At 59.9% G+C, this 15,794-nt stretch carries 11 protein-coding genes; 4 read left to right on the top strand and 7 right to left on the bottom strand.

Translation table 11 applies throughout. The features are described from left to right. Positions 1-320 precede the first annotated feature (320 nt). Together L0977_RS03265 and L0977_RS03260 are read left to right on the top strand one after the other, a co-directional pair. A complete protein-coding gene (locus L0977_RS03265; RefSeq protein WP_234263270.1) occupies positions 321-527 on the top strand; it encodes a hypothetical protein in 207 nt (68 codons plus the stop codon). Positions 528-862: 335 nt separating this feature from the next. After that, positions 863-1,408, top strand: a complete 546-nt coding sequence (locus L0977_RS03260; RefSeq protein ID WP_234263269.1) for a hypothetical protein — start codon at positions 863-865, stop codon at positions 1,406-1,408. A gap of 245 nt (positions 1,409-1,653) precedes the next feature. On the opposite strand, the gene L0977_RS03255 is transcribed toward L0977_RS03260, so the two are convergent. Genes L0977_RS03255 through L0977_RS03235 form a run of 5 tightly spaced genes read right to left on the bottom strand, consistent with a single transcriptional unit; the run spans position 1,654 to position 12,257 of the window. Next, positions 1,654-3,927, bottom strand: coding sequence for a hypothetical protein (locus L0977_RS03255; RefSeq protein WP_234263268.1), 2,274 nt, complete (start codon positions 3,925-3,927; stop codon positions 1,654-1,656). A gap of 56 nt (positions 3,928-3,983) precedes the next feature. Then, a complete protein-coding gene (locus tag L0977_RS03250) occupies positions 3,984-5,285 on the bottom strand; it encodes a TIGR02679 family protein (RefSeq protein ID WP_234263267.1) in 1,302 nt (433 codons plus the stop codon). A 5-nt stretch (positions 5,286-5,290) separates the two neighbouring features. Further along, complete coding sequence (locus L0977_RS03245) at positions 5,291-9,460, bottom strand: TIGR02680 family protein (RefSeq protein WP_234263266.1); 4,170 nt, start codon at positions 9,458-9,460, stop codon at positions 5,291-5,293. Next, positions 9,457-10,728, bottom strand: a complete 1,272-nt coding sequence (locus L0977_RS03240; protein ID WP_234263265.1) for a TIGR02678 family protein — start codon at positions 10,726-10,728, stop codon at positions 9,457-9,459. The genes L0977_RS03245 and L0977_RS03240 overlap by 4 nt, the downstream gene beginning before the upstream one ends. After that, entirely contained in the window at positions 10,725-12,257 is a 1,533-nt protein-coding gene (locus tag L0977_RS03235) for a TIGR02677 family protein (protein ID WP_442786603.1), read from the bottom strand. Before L0977_RS03235 ends, L0977_RS03240 begins: the two co-directional genes overlap by 4 nt. A gap of 353 nt (positions 12,258-12,610) precedes the next feature. Here L0977_RS03235 and L0977_RS03230 point away from each other — a divergent pair, with 353 nt between their 5' ends. Further along, complete coding sequence (locus L0977_RS03230; RefSeq protein WP_234263264.1) at positions 12,611-13,348, top strand: type IV toxin-antitoxin system AbiEi family antitoxin; 738 nt, start codon at positions 12,611-12,613, stop codon at positions 13,346-13,348. Then, positions 13,345-14,259, top strand: coding sequence for a nucleotidyl transferase AbiEii/AbiGii toxin family protein (locus L0977_RS03225; RefSeq protein ID WP_234263263.1), 915 nt, complete (start codon positions 13,345-13,347; stop codon positions 14,257-14,259). Before L0977_RS03230 ends, L0977_RS03225 begins: the two co-directional genes overlap by 4 nt. 24 nt (positions 14,260-14,283) lie before the next feature. Here L0977_RS03225 and L0977_RS03220 read toward each other — a convergent pair whose 3' ends face one another. After that, positions 14,284-14,976, bottom strand: a complete 693-nt coding sequence (locus L0977_RS03220; protein WP_234263262.1) for a glutathione S-transferase family protein — start codon at positions 14,974-14,976, stop codon at positions 14,284-14,286. Positions 14,977-15,015: 39 nt separating this feature from the next. Then, on the bottom strand, positions 15,016-15,780 hold the full coding sequence (locus L0977_RS03215) for an enoyl-CoA hydratase/isomerase family protein (protein ID WP_234263261.1): 765 nt from the start codon (positions 15,778-15,780) through the stop codon (positions 15,016-15,018). Between the last annotated feature and the right edge of the window lie 14 nt (positions 15,781-15,794).

Raw genomic sequence — 15,794 nt, 5'->3', positions numbered from 1 at the left:
GGCAGCACAGGCTTGCCGGAGGCGTCAGGGATTCCCGCCGAACGGCCGAGACGGGCTCCGCCTGGCTCGGGGCAACGCCCGGGCAGCCCGACGGCGCCAGCCGGGACGCACGAATCCCTGGGCTGACAAACCGTCCTTCAGTTCAAAAATCAGGGCTTGCCAGAAAGACTGGATAAAATTACAGTACTAACAAGGAGAAGCCCATGCACCATGAATTCCGTCAGCTTTACCAACCCCGCTTCCAGCGCCGTTCGGAATGGCTGCGCCGCGTCTGGCGCTGGTTCTGAACAGCCTATGCCTGCACCCTACGAGATCCCTGCATGAATGCTCCCGTGCTCCAGGAAGTGCTGCTGCGGATCCAAGAACGCAGCGACGATCTGCCCCTGGCCACCGCCGGTGTGTTGCGCTACGTCTGGGAGAGTCGCTACGGCGAGATCCTGATCGAGGCCGTGGGCGATGAAGTGTTCGTCAATGGCAGCCGGGTCGAAAGAACGCGTTCGGCTTCCGCTGAGCTTTCTGAAAGGTGATCCTGACCGACCCATCACCCCAGCGATCGGTCGCCGCGCAGGTCATGTGAGCAACCGTTCAGTTTCAACAGAACCCTCTTCGCCATGTCCAACAACAGCGCCACAAGGCCCGATCCACACAAAGCCAAAAGGGCAGAGTCTGCTGTCTTTGGTGATCTCGCCGATTTGTGCAGCAGTCCAGGCTACGTCCATGCCTTGGCCTACATCTGCCATCGGGACAACTTCATTGCGTACGACGCCAGATGAGAATGCCTCGCACTCGAAACGAGCCCGCGTACTTTCAGGCAATTCGCCAGTGGGGACTCCCGGAGTGCCTGCATGTCCCAATCGTTGCTGTGGACGAGGCGGCAATCTCTGAGCACATCGGCGACATTGTCAAAGTACTCTCTCCCGGTCGCGCACTTCTCGTGGCGATTGACCCACCGCCACCTCGAGACGAACGCCTTCCAATTTGGACCCATCAGCGATCTGATGTGTTCTTTGAAAAAAGACAAGTATGGGTAAGCCACAACTACACCCGCTATCGTCAAGCGTACGTTGCCGCCTTCGGAAACGATGTTGTAGAGGGCAAGGTGCTGGCTCATATGTACAACCGGCGAATGGCACAACTTCGTGGCTACAAGTACATCAGGCTTGTCCCAGTTTCGCGCGGCACAAATTCCAGCAGCGCATACACAGAGCAGTGGGGCGTGAAGCGATCGGAAACCGACCTGGGTGCGAGACGTGAGAGGCTCGGCCTGAAAATGCAATATGCAGATCTTGGGGACTTACTGGTAATGCTCGATGTTCAGCTCGGTGGCGGTGTTCAAGAAGTTTTCCGCGTCGGTCAAGACTTGGTGGAAGTGCCGGGCCTACGAATTCCGCAGGCTCTTGCAACATAAATAGCTGCACTTATTGGGCGTTATCAGCGCTGGCCTGCGCCCGTGACATGTGTTTTTCGTCTCCACCACTGCTGTGCGGAGGATGAAGCCAAGTCTGCTTCTGGACGCCAGAGACTACGTAGCGTGCCAACCAGGTTTTCACGCCATCGGGAGCGATCCGTTCAGGAAGCATCGCATCTCCCCAGCAAACCTGAATGCCGCATTGGAGTTGCCCGAGTTCTGTCTTGATTTCAGTTTCCAGAACCTCATTCGTCCACATCACTGAAGACAGATCGGCCTTTGCGAGGTGCTGTGGTGACCTTCGCCGGAGTGATGTTGGGCCAAAATTCCTCGTCGTCTTCGTCTTTTTTGCGCTTCGAGGCGACTTCTATTGCCGCCTTGATTTGCTCACTCAGCGAGAGAAGCTTCTGCTGAGAAGATGCCTCTTCATCGAACGCCTCTTGAAGCCGAGCAACAAAACTCTGGATATCGTCGAAGTGGTCGACCAAATCGGTGTCAGGCTCTGTCGTCTCGACCAACTCTTTGATGCGCTGTGGCACCCCGTCATCGAGAAGGTCGACCAAGCGGGTTGTCATTCGGACCAAGCTGGATGGGTGCATCAAGGCCAGTACCTCGTCTTTATTCAGGAACGAGGCATCAAACTCGTTGAGCGCGGCGCTCTCAAGCTCATCGGACACCTCATCTCGCAAACCTGACGGCAGCAAGCCGAGTCGGTTCACTCGAGCGAGGAGCTGGATTCGCCGGCTCCAAGTCACTCTCCAGTAGTTTGAGTCTGTTCTGTCCAAGATGCTGGGGTCTTTTGTCAATACGGCCCTCAGTGCAGACTCAGACGCGCGGTGGGTCAAAAAGTCAAAGAGATCCCGATTGGAGTTCAGTTCATTTGGCGTGCCGACCAAGCGAGTGACAAGATGCTCGGTGGCCGATGCGGGAATTACGACTGCATCAGGAATAGGCTCCGCGCCATCGCACACCGCTTCGTTCAAGAGGGTCACCACAGGAGTACCTCTGAGATACAAATCGACGAGGTCGGGGCGGGTGCTCAAGATGCTGCTGATGGCATCCGCAAATGTTGGATGGATGAAGCTCCAAAAGTCTTGGTTGTCTTCCCGTCGCCGATTGAGAAATGCCCCTTCCAACTGTGGGAGGGCATCAACCATAGCAGCGATAGTGACACCGTATTTGTCGGCGACGTGTTTGGTTTCTTCGCCGGAAATTTCCTGCAACGGCAGCCGCGAGCGCCAGAGAAAGACAAGTGTCAAGGCCGCCTGTTGTGGGTCGGTCAACTCAAGGATGGTGTGCTTGAGGAACTCCGCTGGCTCGGCAACAAATTTGACGAGATCCGTTGGGACATCGACCAGGCCTTTGGTGTAGCTGTTGTCGCCCAGACGACGGGCGATCTCAGGGAGGAGTTGCGGATTGGATGCGATCGAGCCCAAATAAGGCTTCACACGTCGTTTCCATGGCTGGGCCTGATTTCCCGCCTTCACATGGTTATAGACGATCTGCTCCCTCTCATCGGGGCTGAGGCTACCGACATCGACCACCGCGCGCCCGTCCTCAAAGAGAGGATGGTTCCGTGTGCCAAGTTTGACCTTGGCTGCGTTCCATATGTGGTTGCGTGAGGTCAAGATGAAGCGATTGCCACTATCGATCGCGGCTTTCACTTTGGGTATCGCGCTGATCCAGCTGTCGATGTAGTCGCTGCGCAGTTGGTTCGGCCCGAATGCATCGTCAATCCAGTACAGGCGGCCTTTCTCATGTGGGTTCCACCGCTCAATCAGTTCAAGCGGACCCTCGCATTTGAGACATTGGTGACCATCGCCATCAATGGCCGTCGTTGCCAAAATGGCGGCCAGCATGGACTTTCCAGTGGCGGGTGGGCCGAGTAACAGCACAATGCCGTGATCGGATAGCACCCGCACGGCACTTCGATGAGCAGCCGTCGGAACATAGACACTGAGGCTTGGCAGCATGTGGCCCAAAAGGGCTTGAGTTTGGTGAACGCAGCGTTCATCCAGAATGATGGACAGGTCGCCCAGTCCATATACCCGTGGTACCAAGGCTCTCAATCGCGCGCTTTGGCGGATCTGGAGTGTTAACCATTCTCGGCCGAGAACATGCGGCTCTTTGACTCCGGCTTCGAGTAGCTTGGTGCGAATGGTGGCTGCAACCGGGGCGTCCACGCCGAGGCTGGTGATGAAGTAGTACGCGTGTGCTTGTCCGTTTTGGACCAATGCACGAATCGTTTCCAACTCCGGGTCAATGTCACTGGGTCTCAGGCGATGTTCCGCTTTGCTGCTGAATTTGCACTGAACGGTGATCTCCGCAACGACGGAGTCCGGTGTTGAACGTTTTCCAAGAAAGACCGCATCCTGTCCACCATCTTGGGCTTCGCGGTAGATAGACACAGTGGTGCTCAGGACCTCGGCACAGACCTGCGCGCAAAGGTCCTGAAAGGCCTTCCATCCCAGTGTGTGAAGGGCAAGGTCGGATATCAGTCCCTGTGCTTGGGTATTCATTCGGTCGCGCTCCTTCTTGTCAATTTTGTCTGTTGCGAATACTCATCGTGCCAAGTTCAACCGACCGGCAGCGGCATGGATTGCCGTAGATCGTTGACCAGCAGGGACGCAACAGCCTCCTCAGCGATGGAAATTCCATGTGACTGCATCGACTCGGTCAATGCCTGGTCCCAAGACGCTGCAACTGCGGTTTCCTCCAGATCTCGATCTTTAGGCGGCGCTGTTTCGAGTGCCTGTAAGTAGTGTTCGCTCCCAAAGCGCCAAGGGCCGCATCTGCAGAGCTTCATGACGTTGTTAGCGATGTGAATACCGGCCCAGTCAAAGTCACCGTGATACCGCAGCTGGGCCCCTGCGTCTGACAGCTGTTTCAACAGCACACGCTGCGCTGCCGCAGGCATGCCGTCGGTGCACACCAGTGGGGCACATGCAGCACCCAAACGGTCCGCAGCAATCGAGACGATGTTGGGGTTCTCGCAGACGTAGATGATCTGATCCGCAACATCCCAGGCAGGGGGCGTTCTCAAGAGCCGACGCAGAGAAAGATAGCCTGGTTCACCTGGTGCGGCCGGCGCGTTTGACGGAGTGCGAACTGGCAAATTCAGAAACAGAGCGGGGCGGGCCAACTCGTTGACGAGCACGCCCGATCGAGCCCAGATATCTCGCGCCCGTTCGCTGGGTCGACGAGCGCCATCTGCTTCATCTGTGGCTTCCTCAGAAGGGGATTGCTCCTGTTCATCGGTGCTGGCGCCATGTTGCAATGCGGCCAACACAACCGTAGCTACGGCTTGTCCATTATCGAGGGCATGGGCATTGCCGAGCGCATCGGCGGCCAGTTGGGCGCGTGTCAAACCCTGGGCTGGCAGGCGCTGCAAGACCACGTGCGCTTGCTGTAGCAGTAAGTGAGCGGTTTGGGGCTCTTGTTTGGACACCCGCTTGAGTAGGCCGACGGCTGATGATCCCTGCAACCACGCGCACAGCGAGGGGTGAAGCCCTTGACCGTCAGTGACGCTGGACCAGCGTAACTGCAGTTCGGCTTTGGCCTCTGTTCGGTTCACGATGGGGCCATCCAGTGCTTCCAAGGCTTCATGAAGCGAGTTGGCCATGCCTGCTTCTTGCAAAGCAGTGTCGAATTGAGCAACGTCGATTCGGACAGATCGGGTGGGGCGGGGTGGGAGACCAATGAGCAGAGCCAAAGCCTCGTATTCAACGGCGCTCAGGCTGGTCAGGTGAAAGCCTGTTTTTTCTGAGCCGCGTCCATGCCGCTCGAAATGCCGCCTCATCCGCTGTCGCAATCCAGCAAGCTCGGTACCCCCGAGCCTTCGGATCAGCCTTGGATCAATACTGGGATCGTTCGCCATGTGGATCACTGCGTGGAAAAGCGGCGGTCCGGGTCGTCTTCCCGTCGCTTGGCTCGACCATCCCAGGCCCAACGAGAGACGAAGACCGCGTCCACGCCTTCGCGGCGTTGGAGCTGGCAGATCGATACGCCTGGAAGCTCTGCGTAGCAGGCCCACTCGCGCTCACTGGTGATCACGAAATCCAGATCGAACTCGCGTATCAGTCCCATGCAATGTGCTCGGGCCGCGTCGTCGATGCCTGCAAACGCTTCATCGAGCAGCATCAGGCGAGGTGCAAGTGGGCTGCCTCCTCGCCCATAGAAGCTGGAAATGGCCGCAAACAAGGGAACAGTCAGACCGAGTGCGCGTTCCCCGCTGGAGGCTGGACCAGAGAGCTTGCGCCACTGACCATCCTGATGCCTTTGCACGCTGAACCGATGCCAGCGGCGATAGTCCAGAGCTTTTGCCAACTGCTCAACCAGGCTTGAACCTGTGGTGCCGGCGTCTGCTTGTGCGCGCTCCGCGGCGATTTGCTGCTGAAGCATGGCACCCACCACGCTGCGGTCTTCAGCCGACCACATGTCGGCACTTCGGTTGAGCAAGCGTTCGCGGGCGACTTCAAGACCGGTGGGTGCGCCCTGTTCAGGTGTCAGGGGGAGCCATTGCAAGCGGTAGCGTACCCCCGTGGACGTGGGGCGTTTGCGGAGCTCCTCATTGATGGCATCCACCTGCTTGTCGGCCGCGCGCATCAGGCGCTGAATCTCGGCAGCGATTTCCGCCTGCAAGTGGTTTTCCAGAACCTCTCGCTCTTTGGCGGTGAGCAGCTCGCTGCGTTGCGCGATCTCGTCGGCCAGCCGATTGGACAGGGCATCGGGTCGCTCAGGCCTGTTCAGGTAGATGACATGAACAGAGAATCCCCAGTCATTGGGTTCCGAGGTCGCCTGATGGCCCAGCGAACTGAGTGATCGCTGCAACGCTGTCAGGTCTTCAGCGATCTGCCGTTGAATACGACTCCATGCCGCCTCATCGTCCGCGATGTGGGCGAGTGCCTGTTCGGCCCGGCGAGCGAGGTTCAGAGCCGGGTCAATGGTCCAGGGGATGTTCCCGTCCGGAACCGGAAAATCCGGTAGCGCGGACGCCAGCAAGCTGCTCTCAGTGAAGCGCTGCAGGCGCTCTATGGCGTGCGCGCGGGTGGCCGCTCGCTCAGTCAGCACGGCATCGGCGGAGTCTGCTTGGCTTGCCGCCACCGCGCGCTTCTCGCTCGCCTTGGTCAGAACGGACCGGGCGGCCTCCCACGCTCCATCAGCGATCAAGACCTCTGCGGACGCATCGCGCAGTTGTTGACGCAGCGTGTCAACCTTGGCGCCGATCATTCCTTTCAGGACCTCATAGCGCGCCGCAGACTCAGCTGCTCGCTCGCTGGCAGTGAGGAGCGACGCCGCCCGTTCGCTCAAGGCCTCCATAGCCTCTTTCTCACGCTCCTGTTGCGTCTGGTACTCGGGCCAGGCACTGCACCATTCCCGTGTTGCCAGGGCCAGTTGCTGATGAGCGTTGGCGAATCGGTCCAATGCTTCGTTGATGGGCGACAAGTCCGCAAACACCGAGGGCAGTTGAAGGTCAGCGGCGTCGCGTTCCAAGGTCTCTCGGGCGGACTGAAGTTCCGCTTCAGCGGTTCGACATTGGGCATCAGCAGCGTCAAGACGCTGACGGGCCTGGAGCACCTCCCGCTCCGCACTGGCTGCAGCGAGAATTGCCGCGCGCAGCAGATGGTCGGACGGTGCGCCCTTCCATTCGCGCTCCGCCTCTTGTCCATCCTGCGTGAGGCGCAGGAATTTTTGTTGCAACTCTTCCAGCAGGATGTCGATCTCGCCCAGACGGTCCGCAATCTCGTCGAGGCGGCGTTGTCGTGCGTTCGCGCGGGCTGTGTGACCAATGTAGACGGCCTGTGGCTTCTGCCAGGCGCCGGCGAGGGTACCCAAGCGGTAACCACCTTGCTCGCTGACCCACGACTCGCTCTCGCCGTGATCTTCCGACCCATACGCTACGGTGGCAAGCAAGGACGCAACCAGTTCAGCGGTCACTGCGCTGTCGTCAGGGACATCGGGGTGCAGCGCGCTCGCAAGGTTGTGGCCAGGGATCGGCGGGCGACGTACCCATGAGCTGTCAAGCAACTGCACACCATTGGTGTCGGTCAATGCGCCGTCGGGCGACAGCCAAGCGTCCAACAGGCCCGAGGCTTCAAGTGCGGCCTCCAATCCCGCACGCTGCTTCGCGTCCAGCTCAGACTGAAAGTCCACCAGTCGCCACAACGGAGCCCCCGGGCGTCCATCACGGACCCCCGCTGCCCGCATGGCTGGAGGCGTGGGAACCGCATCGTGGCCGGCGAGCAGCCGATCCCTTTCAGTGCTGAGCGTTTCCTGTTCGGACTGGAGGGTGTTCTGTTGGGTGGTCAACGCCGAGTGCTGAGCGGCATGGCGTTGGGTCGATTGCCGATACGCCTCGGTCAATGCCTCTTGAATGGGGTTTGCACCTTCTGGACGTGCAACCCAATCGACAAGTTGTTCCAGTGGTGCAACTTGGTCAAGGTGCAGATGGACCAGGTTGGAGCAATGGATGTGCCAAGCGTCGATCAGTTCGTTGCCAGTCGTTTCGGTATTCAGGTCGGCCGCGGCCCGTCGCTCTGCTGCTTCTTCCAGCTCTGCCTGGCGATCACGTTGCGAGGCCTGCAGATTGACCAGAGCCTGTTGCTTGACATTCACCGTCGTATGTCGCGACTCCAGGTGACGAATGTCCTCACGGCGTTTGCTGGTTGCCTCGCGCAGCAAAGTTGTTGCTCGTGCGATTTCTACAGACGCCAATTGGGGCAGCTCTTCCGGCGCGAGCGTGACCAGAAGGTTGTCCAATAGCGTGGATCCTGTGCCCGCTGCTTCTGCCGCTTCGGCGCAGCGGCTGCGTGTGGTCAGGAGCTCGCTCTTGGCCTCCGCTGAGCGCTGGTTCGAGTGGCGGCTGCGTTCCTCCTCACGGGTCAGGTTTGTTCGGGCCTGATCGCGAAGCGCTTGAGCAGCTTCGGCTTCTTTCTTCCGATCCTTTGCATCGGTTTCCGCATGACTCAGGCGGTTGGCGTCTTGATTGGCCGGATCGCTTTGAAGGGTTTCCAGGCGTGTCCGTGCCGCCGCCAGAAGCTCTTTGGTCTCCGTGTGATCTTTTTGGGCCTGATCCTCTGCGTCCTGGGCATCCTTCAAGTCCGCATGGGCCTTGTTGCGTCCTTCGCTCGCCTTGTCGAACCCCGTCTGGGCCTGCCTGAGCTCTCGCGTTTGACGTCGCGTCACCGTACCTGCATATGTGCGATATCGCTGCTCGAAGTGTTTGATGGCCCGTTCCAGTGAACGGATGTCCTCCAATTGGATTCGATCCTCCTCCAACTGGTTGAGGGCCTCAGCCACATCGCTGAGCAACTCGATCGGCATGGGCGGTAGCGCCTCTGTCAATGCATGCGACAGCCCTGCTTCGTCCGGCTTTTTTGACAACTGAGGCTGGCGAAGCTGGATCAAGGTGTCCATCAGCGCTTCATAGCGCTTGGTCCCTATCTGGAACAAGCGTTCATCGACTGCGCGGCGGTAGCTGTGGGCGTTTTCGAAAATCTTGCCTCGACCTTGCCCTTCAACCGCTTCGCGCAAGCGCTCCCGGGTAAGGACCATCTTCTGCTCATTGGTGAGCCAGATATCCTGACCAATGCGGGGATCGGCACCGTTTGGCCCACCTTCAAGGATGAAAAACCAACTGTCCACCTGTGTTTTCCCCACCGCTGCCGACAGGCCGGCACCCAGGGTGAGGTAGTGAGAAACACCATCTGCGGTCCGGCGACCAAATTCGATCCAGGTGTAGCCGATGCGTCGCTGATAGGAACTCATCAGCAGGTTCCAGGCCATCCTCTTCCCGTTGTCGCCATCGGGCTCAATGCGTGATGGCCGCAACTGGGCATCGAACAAGAATGGCAAGGTCAGCGAAAGCACCTTGGATTTGCCTGTTCCGTTGTTGCCTCGCAGGAGCAGATGGCCGTCCCTGAACCAGAATTCCTCGCTGTCGTAGTGAAAGAGTTCGACCAGACCCAGCCTCAGTGGCTGCCAGCGCTCCCGCTGAGGTTCGGGGAGGGCAGGGCGATGTGGCGGTGATGGAGTGAAGAGGGCGTCTGTCATTCGTCAAAAAGCGTATCTGGACGGCCAGGGCGCGATGTGGGCGGGCGCACCTGGGTTTCTCCGAGCGCAAATCTTGCGATGGCTGGGCGTGGATGAATCCAACCTTCCTCGCGGTGGACCAGTTGGAGCTTGTAGAGCCTGTCAAGAGCGATGTCGGCCAGTTCCCGTTCCGCGCCGGGCTCCCGTACCGACTTTCGCCAATAGCGGCCATACCGCTCGACGGCGCCACGCAAGAAAGCTGCAACCGCTTCGTCCGTGGTTCCTGCAGATCCGGAATCGAGACGCAGACGCTGGGCAAGATGTTCGGCTACCAGCAGCGTGGCATGCGCTTCGGTGCCTTCTGCTGGCATCGAGACATCGGTCAACTGACCGGACTCGTCGGTCAGCGCCAGCCCTTCGGCACGTTGCTCAGCGGTCAGGGCGGCGGCTTCGCAGAGGCGGCTGGCCATGGTGCCTCGCTGATTGATGAAATACGCTTGCGCATCCGGATCGAGCGAGGCGGTGTAGATCACTGGATCGTCCAGCAGGCGCCGAGCAAGGTGATGGCGCAAGGTGTCACGTCGCCCTTGTTCGCTCTCGACCTGGTGTTCGACAACCAGAGACCGCAGGCGGTTCTCGAACTCAATGGGTGCATCCTCGGAGCGCCAGGTCGAGGGACCACGCACAGCGGCCAGCATGCCTGCTAGCATTCGCCGTTGCACGTCGTAGAGCGCGTCGTGCTGGGTGCCATTGCCATCGTGAATGAAGCCTTCTTCCTCCCCTGCAACGCGTTGCAAGACACCGTACTCAAGCAAGGTTCTGCAGACAGCGACCAGGTCACGCCGATCTGCGGCGGTGCGAAGCGTGAACTCAAAGCCTCGCGATTGCAGCGTGGCTTCTGACGCCAACAGCATCACGCGTTCGCCCAGCAGTTGAAGGGTGATCTGGGGATCGGCACGCTCAAGCACCGCACAGGCCAGGCAGAGCAACACATAGCGGCGCTTGTCATATGCAGGCATTCCTCTCGTGTCGTCGCTGAGATTGGCGGGGCGCTTGAACAGCCGCGCTCCCTCGCGGTCCACGTGCAAAGGCCAGCCGGTTTCCCGGGAAAACCACTCTCTCAACCGTTCGGCCTGGCGCCGCACGGAAGGAAAGTCCTCGTGTCCTGCTGCCATCAGGGGGCGCATCAACAGTGCACGCAAGCCTCTGCTGAACTCGTCCTGCTGCTGCGCCTTCTGGAGATCCCCAATGCGCTGGCTGTCTTGTCGTGGCGCAACGCGAATGTTCACATCGACTCCTGAGTCAGGGAGATCGTGAGCAGGTGATCGCGACCCGAGAACACACCGCTGAATGTGGAGATGCGAGCACGACTGTCCGCCGCCAGGGGCTCCATCCGTATGTGGAGTAGTCCGTCACCGGTTTGGCGTTCCACGGTCTGATCCGGATGTGCCTGCTCGGCCAGTGCTTCACCGAGCAGGCTGAGGAACAGGCCAAACGCGTGTGTGTCCAGATCGCCCAGTTCAGAGAGCTTGATTGGTTGACCGGTGGCCAGACGCTGCCGTGCCGCCTCCACCTGGCGCGATTCTTCCGAGAGCTGTTGTGCCATCAGCGCCCGTTCTTCGCTGCGGTCACGCACCCGGGCCAGTGGGCCACGGGGCGCTGCTTCTCCGTACTCACGCAAACGCGGGCTGATCTGCAAAGGCGGCGCATCCAGCCAGCTGGTGCTCGCGGGGATGTCGTCTTCAGACTGAGGGTTTAGCGAAAAGTGTCGGGCAGGCTGGAGTGCAAAAGCTGCACGCGCAAGGCGGTGCGCTTCGCTCTCTGTTTCGCAGGCTGCAAACCACTGGGCCAGCATCCGAAAGTCCGCCGAACGGTCGCTGCGTCCGCTGCGCCGCTCGTTCATGGCTGCGATGGCGCCCAACAGTTGGGGGATTGCAGCCCGTGCCCGGGCACGCAGCAGTTCCGCCTGAGGTGGCTCTGTACCCGTTGACAGGAACCAGCCTTGCAGTCCTTTCCATCGCTCTCGCCAGCCCTGCCAGCGACGCATTTTTTCGTCCATCTGGTCTTGGGTATCACCCGGCGCCGCGTCGGTGGCCTCGCGCTCGGCAATCTGCAGAAAGATGTGATCGATGCGGGAGGAGAGGTATTGAATGAGCTGGGCAATCGCTTCTGAACGGCGGACCAGATCGCCCATGAACCGTTCGAGATAGTCGATCAGCCGCCGCTTGTAGGTGACGACGGCGTTCGCATCCGCCTGCTGCAGCTCAAGGCTGCGAGCCACACCGGCCATGAAGGCTTGTGCGTTTTCGGCCAGGTCCTCAAAAACGCGGACCAGATCGCGCAGAACCTCATGCATCTTGGCGACGTCAAGACCATCGGGTGATGTGGTGTCGTCAACCAGTTGACGCAACGCCAGAAGGCGGCTGGTGATGTCTTCCAGGGCAACGGTCTGCAGTTCGGCGCGACGGTACAGGGTCTGGTAAAAGACCATCAGACCGGCTTCCACTGCCTCGCCCCCGTGGGACAGGCGATAGAGAAAGCGGGCACGATAGAAGTCGTTCAACGACGATACGCGCGCGGTGTCGGGCTGGGATTCAAGGTTGCCCCACTCAGCCAGTTGGGCCAAGGCGCTGCTCACTTCTTCAAGGCGCGGGGGGGAACCGGACCAGTTGGCTTCAGCGAGGACCTCATCCGGCCTCAACTGGAGACGATACTGCCGCTTGGCTGCCGCGAATACGTCCATGATGCTGCGGTAGAGCACGGCTTTCTCCGCACTCAGGTGCCGAAACAGTTCTGCTGCCGTGTTTGTTGTCAGCACTGGATGTGCTCCTCCTTCGTTCCCCTTGCTCGGCAAATAGTAACCGGAGTAACGGGATGTCAGGCAGGAGCGGGCCGACACCGTTCTGTCACGGTGTGCAGGGCACGAAGATATCGGTCTTTTCTGGAGGCTTCGTTTCTCGCGACTGGGTCGATGTGCAGTGCCGCTCAATCAAGAGCCCCACCGCAACCAGCGAAGGACACACAGCGTCGGGCGGATTGGTGCGGATTTCTTGCTTGGCTGTCGACGGGTGGTCTGGTTATTTTGAATAAGTTATATTGTCGTAGTCTGGCTACGATTCAAAATCGCATTTCAAGTTGACTGAAGTTTGAATAAAGTGTTTGAATCGCAGTATGGCTACGACTGGAACGAGTAAACTAAATGCACTCTATACCCGCCTGCCGCCGGGGATGCCGCTGACCTCGGAGGACCTGGCGGCGCTTGGCATCTCTGCGGATCTGGCCGTGCACTATGTGCGCGCGGGCTGGCTCACGCGCTTGGCGCGCGGGGTCTTCTGCCGGCCCAACGACACCCTAGGGCTGTATCCGAGCCTGACCCTGCTGCAGCGTCGCCTCAAAGGCTTGCACGTAGGCGGCAAGTCGGCGCTGGACTGGTACGGCGTGCGCCAGTATGTGGCGCAGCAGCCGGTGCTGCAGCTCTATGGCTGGGCGGCAGGGCGCCTGCCCGAATGGTTCACCGAGCGCTTTCCGGCCGAGTACCACCGCAAGCGGCTCTTCGATGAGCCGCCTAGCGCCTTGCTGCACGCCGGGCCGTTCGAGAAACGTAGCGGAGCGCCGCAGGTATCGGCGCCGGAGCGCGCACTGCTGGAGTTGCTGAGCGACGTAGGTGTCCGCCAGCCGTTGCAGGAGGCGCGCGAGCTCGTGGAAAGCGCCTACAGCCTTCGCGTCGACGTGCTGCGCGAACTGCTGCAGCGCTGCACGAGCGTCAAGACAGTACGGCTCTGCCTGCAACTCGGCCGCGAGGCATCGTTGCCCTGGGCAGCCAAGCTCGATCCGGCCACGCTACCGACGGGCAGCGACCGGCCCTGGGTGTCCCGATCGGCCGACGGCCTGCTGGTGCTAAAACGATGAATCAGACCTATCTTGATACCGCGCGCCTGCTGACGCAGGTGGCGCCGCTGGTATTCGTGGACGACACGTTCGCGCTGAAGGGTGGAACCGCGATCAACCTCTTCGTGCGCGACATGCCGCGCCTGTCGGTGGACCTTGATCTGGTCTTTCCCGACCACACGCTGCCACGTGACAAGGCGCTGGTTCGCATCAATGAGGCCATCCGGCAAGCGGCTGAGCGCTTGAAGAAACAGGGCTTGCAGGTGCACGCGCCGGCGGCAGCAGAGGGGGAGACAAAGCTGTTGGTGCGGCGTGGACCCGTACAGGTCAAGATCGAAGTGAATTTCGTGATGCGGGGCACCGTGCTGCCGGTGCGCCAAGCCTCGCTCACGCCGACCGCACGTGATGTGCTGATGGCCGACCTTGAGATCCCGGTGGTCTCGCTGGAAGACGTTTACGGCGGCAAGCTGGTGGCGGCGCTGGATCGGCAGCATCCCCGCGACCTGTTCGACGTGATGCAGCTTTTTTCGCACGAAGGCATAACACCCAGCATCCGGCGCACCTTTGTGGTCTACCTGGCCAGCAGCAACCGTCCGGTGCACGAGGTGCTGTTCCCACCGCTGCGGAACATCCAGTACGACTTCACGCACAACTTTCAGGGCATGACGGCGGAGCCGGTGCCGTTGGACGCATTGCTGGCCGCCCGTGAGCGCCTTGTGCGCGAGATCCAGTTAGGACTGGACGAGGAGGAACGGCTTTTTCTGCTCTCGCTGGTTGCCGGTACACCCGAGTGGGCACGGCTGGGCATCGACCACCTCGAACATCTGCCGGGCGTGCGATGGAAGCTGCAGAACCTGGCGCAGTTGCAGAGGACCAATGCGAAGAAGTTTGCCGAGCAGGCCGACCTGTTGGCCGCTCGGCTGAGTGGCTAAGAAAATTCGCACCAAAGCATTCCATCAAACAGAGGGTACCCCTGCTGGGAACGGTCGAAGGTCGGGTGCCGCGGTGAGGCTCACTGACTGCTGTCTCGCAGAGTCCAACTGAATTTCATGAGCGCGCCGGTATCCTCGCCGTTGCTGGAGAAGGTCCCAATAGCTCTGTACCCGACTTGAGAACGACGTATGAAGTTCGAGATGCTGCGCCAACAGCAAGGCGTAGCCGACCGCCACATCCGCTGCTGTAAACCGCCCTGCACAGAGAAACGCCTCGTGCTCAAGAGCCGCGTCCACGGCGCGCAGTCTCCCAAGGAACCATTTTTCATAGTCCGCTGCCACCTCCGGTTGTCGCCGTTCATGCGGCTCAAAGTGTCGGTAGCGAAGCACGATAGTCTGCGGAAAGGTCAACGTGGCGTCGCTCATGTGCAGCCAGTTCAGGTAGGCGCCATAGCTTTCGTCCTCCGTGCTGACAGCCAGACCCGCTCCGTTGAATCGGGTGGCTAGGTATTGGCATATCGCCGCTGACTCTGTCATTCGAACATCGCCATCAGTGAAAAGAGGGACGGTGCCCAGAGGATTCTCCTGAAGAAAGTGCCTGGCGCGCGCACGCGGAGGAAACTCCAACATGCGCAATTCGTAGGGCACGCCCAGCTCCTCCAGCATCCACAGCGCCCGGAACGAGCGCGCACTCATGCAGTGGTGCAATACCATCATCGCGTCACCTTCTTTGCAGTTTCGCTGTGCTGGCGTTCTTCAGGACCACTTCTTCGAAGTGAAATTCTGGATGCGCTCAGCGGTATCTGCATTCCCGAAGCACGCCATGGCGGCCTGGCGCTCCAACTCAAGTGCGGAGGCAAGGAACGGGCTCAGTTGCGAGGTCAGCATCTTCTTGAGCAGACCTGTGGAGAAGGCAGACCTGCTTGCCACTGCATTGGCCATCGTCATCGCCGTCTCAAGCATCGCGTCCTTCGGCACCACACGATTGACCAAGCCCAGTTGTTGGAGCTTGGCTGCATTCACGCGGTCCCCGAGCACCATCAATTCCATGGCTCGTTGATAGCCAAGAGTCTGAGGCAGAAGATGCGTGACACCCCCCGTGACAAAGTGGCCGAGTTGCATCTCTGGGAAGAAGCAAACCAGGTCATCAGCGGCGACCACCAGGTCACAGTTCAGCATCCATTCAAACCCACCGCCTACCGCGTATCCATGCACAGCACCAACGACCAGCTTGGTCCCAAACATGATGTCGCGTGTAATCTGTTGGATGTCATCGCACATGCTGGCTATGGACTCGGAGGAGGTGGTCTGGTCATCGAACTCCTTCAGGTCATCACCCGCGCAGAATGCCCGGCCCGCTCCTGTGAGCACAATGGCTCGGGTATTGGGGTCCGCCTGAGCCGACACTATTGCTTCATGGAAGTCGCGCAAGAGCTCTTTCCCGATGGCATTGAGCCGCTCAGGACGATTTAGCGTTACAACGCTAACGGGGCCCACACTGTTCAAGGTTGCATATTTCATCTGAGTTCTCCTGG

The sequence above is a fragment of the Hydrogenophaga sp. NFH-34 genome (assembly GCF_021401345.1).
Classification (GTDB): Bacteria; Pseudomonadota; Gammaproteobacteria; order Burkholderiales; family Burkholderiaceae_C; genus Hydrogenophaga; species Hydrogenophaga electricum.
The sequence above is the reverse complement of the archived record's forward strand: the minus strand, read 5'-3'. Positions and strand labels throughout refer to the sequence as shown.

Coding starts and splice junctions, on each gene's coding strand:
- L0977_RS03245 (WP_234263266.1), bottom strand. CDS start 9,460: ATGACAGACGCCCTCTTCACTCCATCACCGCCACATCGCCCTGCCCTC.
- L0977_RS03220 (WP_234263262.1), bottom strand. CDS start 14,976: ATGATGGTATTGCACCACTGCATGAGTGCGCGCTCGTTCCGGGCGCTG.
- L0977_RS03225 (WP_234263263.1), top strand. CDS start 13,345: ATGAATCAGACCTATCTTGATACCGCGCGCCTGCTGACGCAGGTGGCG.
- L0977_RS03230 (WP_234263264.1), top strand. CDS start 12,611: ATGGCTACGACTGGAACGAGTAAACTAAATGCACTCTATACCCGCCTG.
- L0977_RS03255 (WP_234263268.1), bottom strand. CDS start 3,927: ATGAATACCCAAGCACAGGGACTGATATCCGACCTTGCCCTTCACACA.
- L0977_RS03215 (WP_234263261.1), bottom strand. CDS start 15,780: ATGAAATATGCAACCTTGAACAGTGTGGGCCCCGTTAGCGTTGTAACG.
- L0977_RS03250 (WP_234263267.1), bottom strand. CDS start 5,285: ATGGCGAACGATCCCAGTATTGATCCAAGGCTGATCCGAAGGCTCGGG.
- L0977_RS03265 (WP_234263270.1), top strand. CDS start 321: ATGAATGCTCCCGTGCTCCAGGAAGTGCTGCTGCGGATCCAAGAACGC.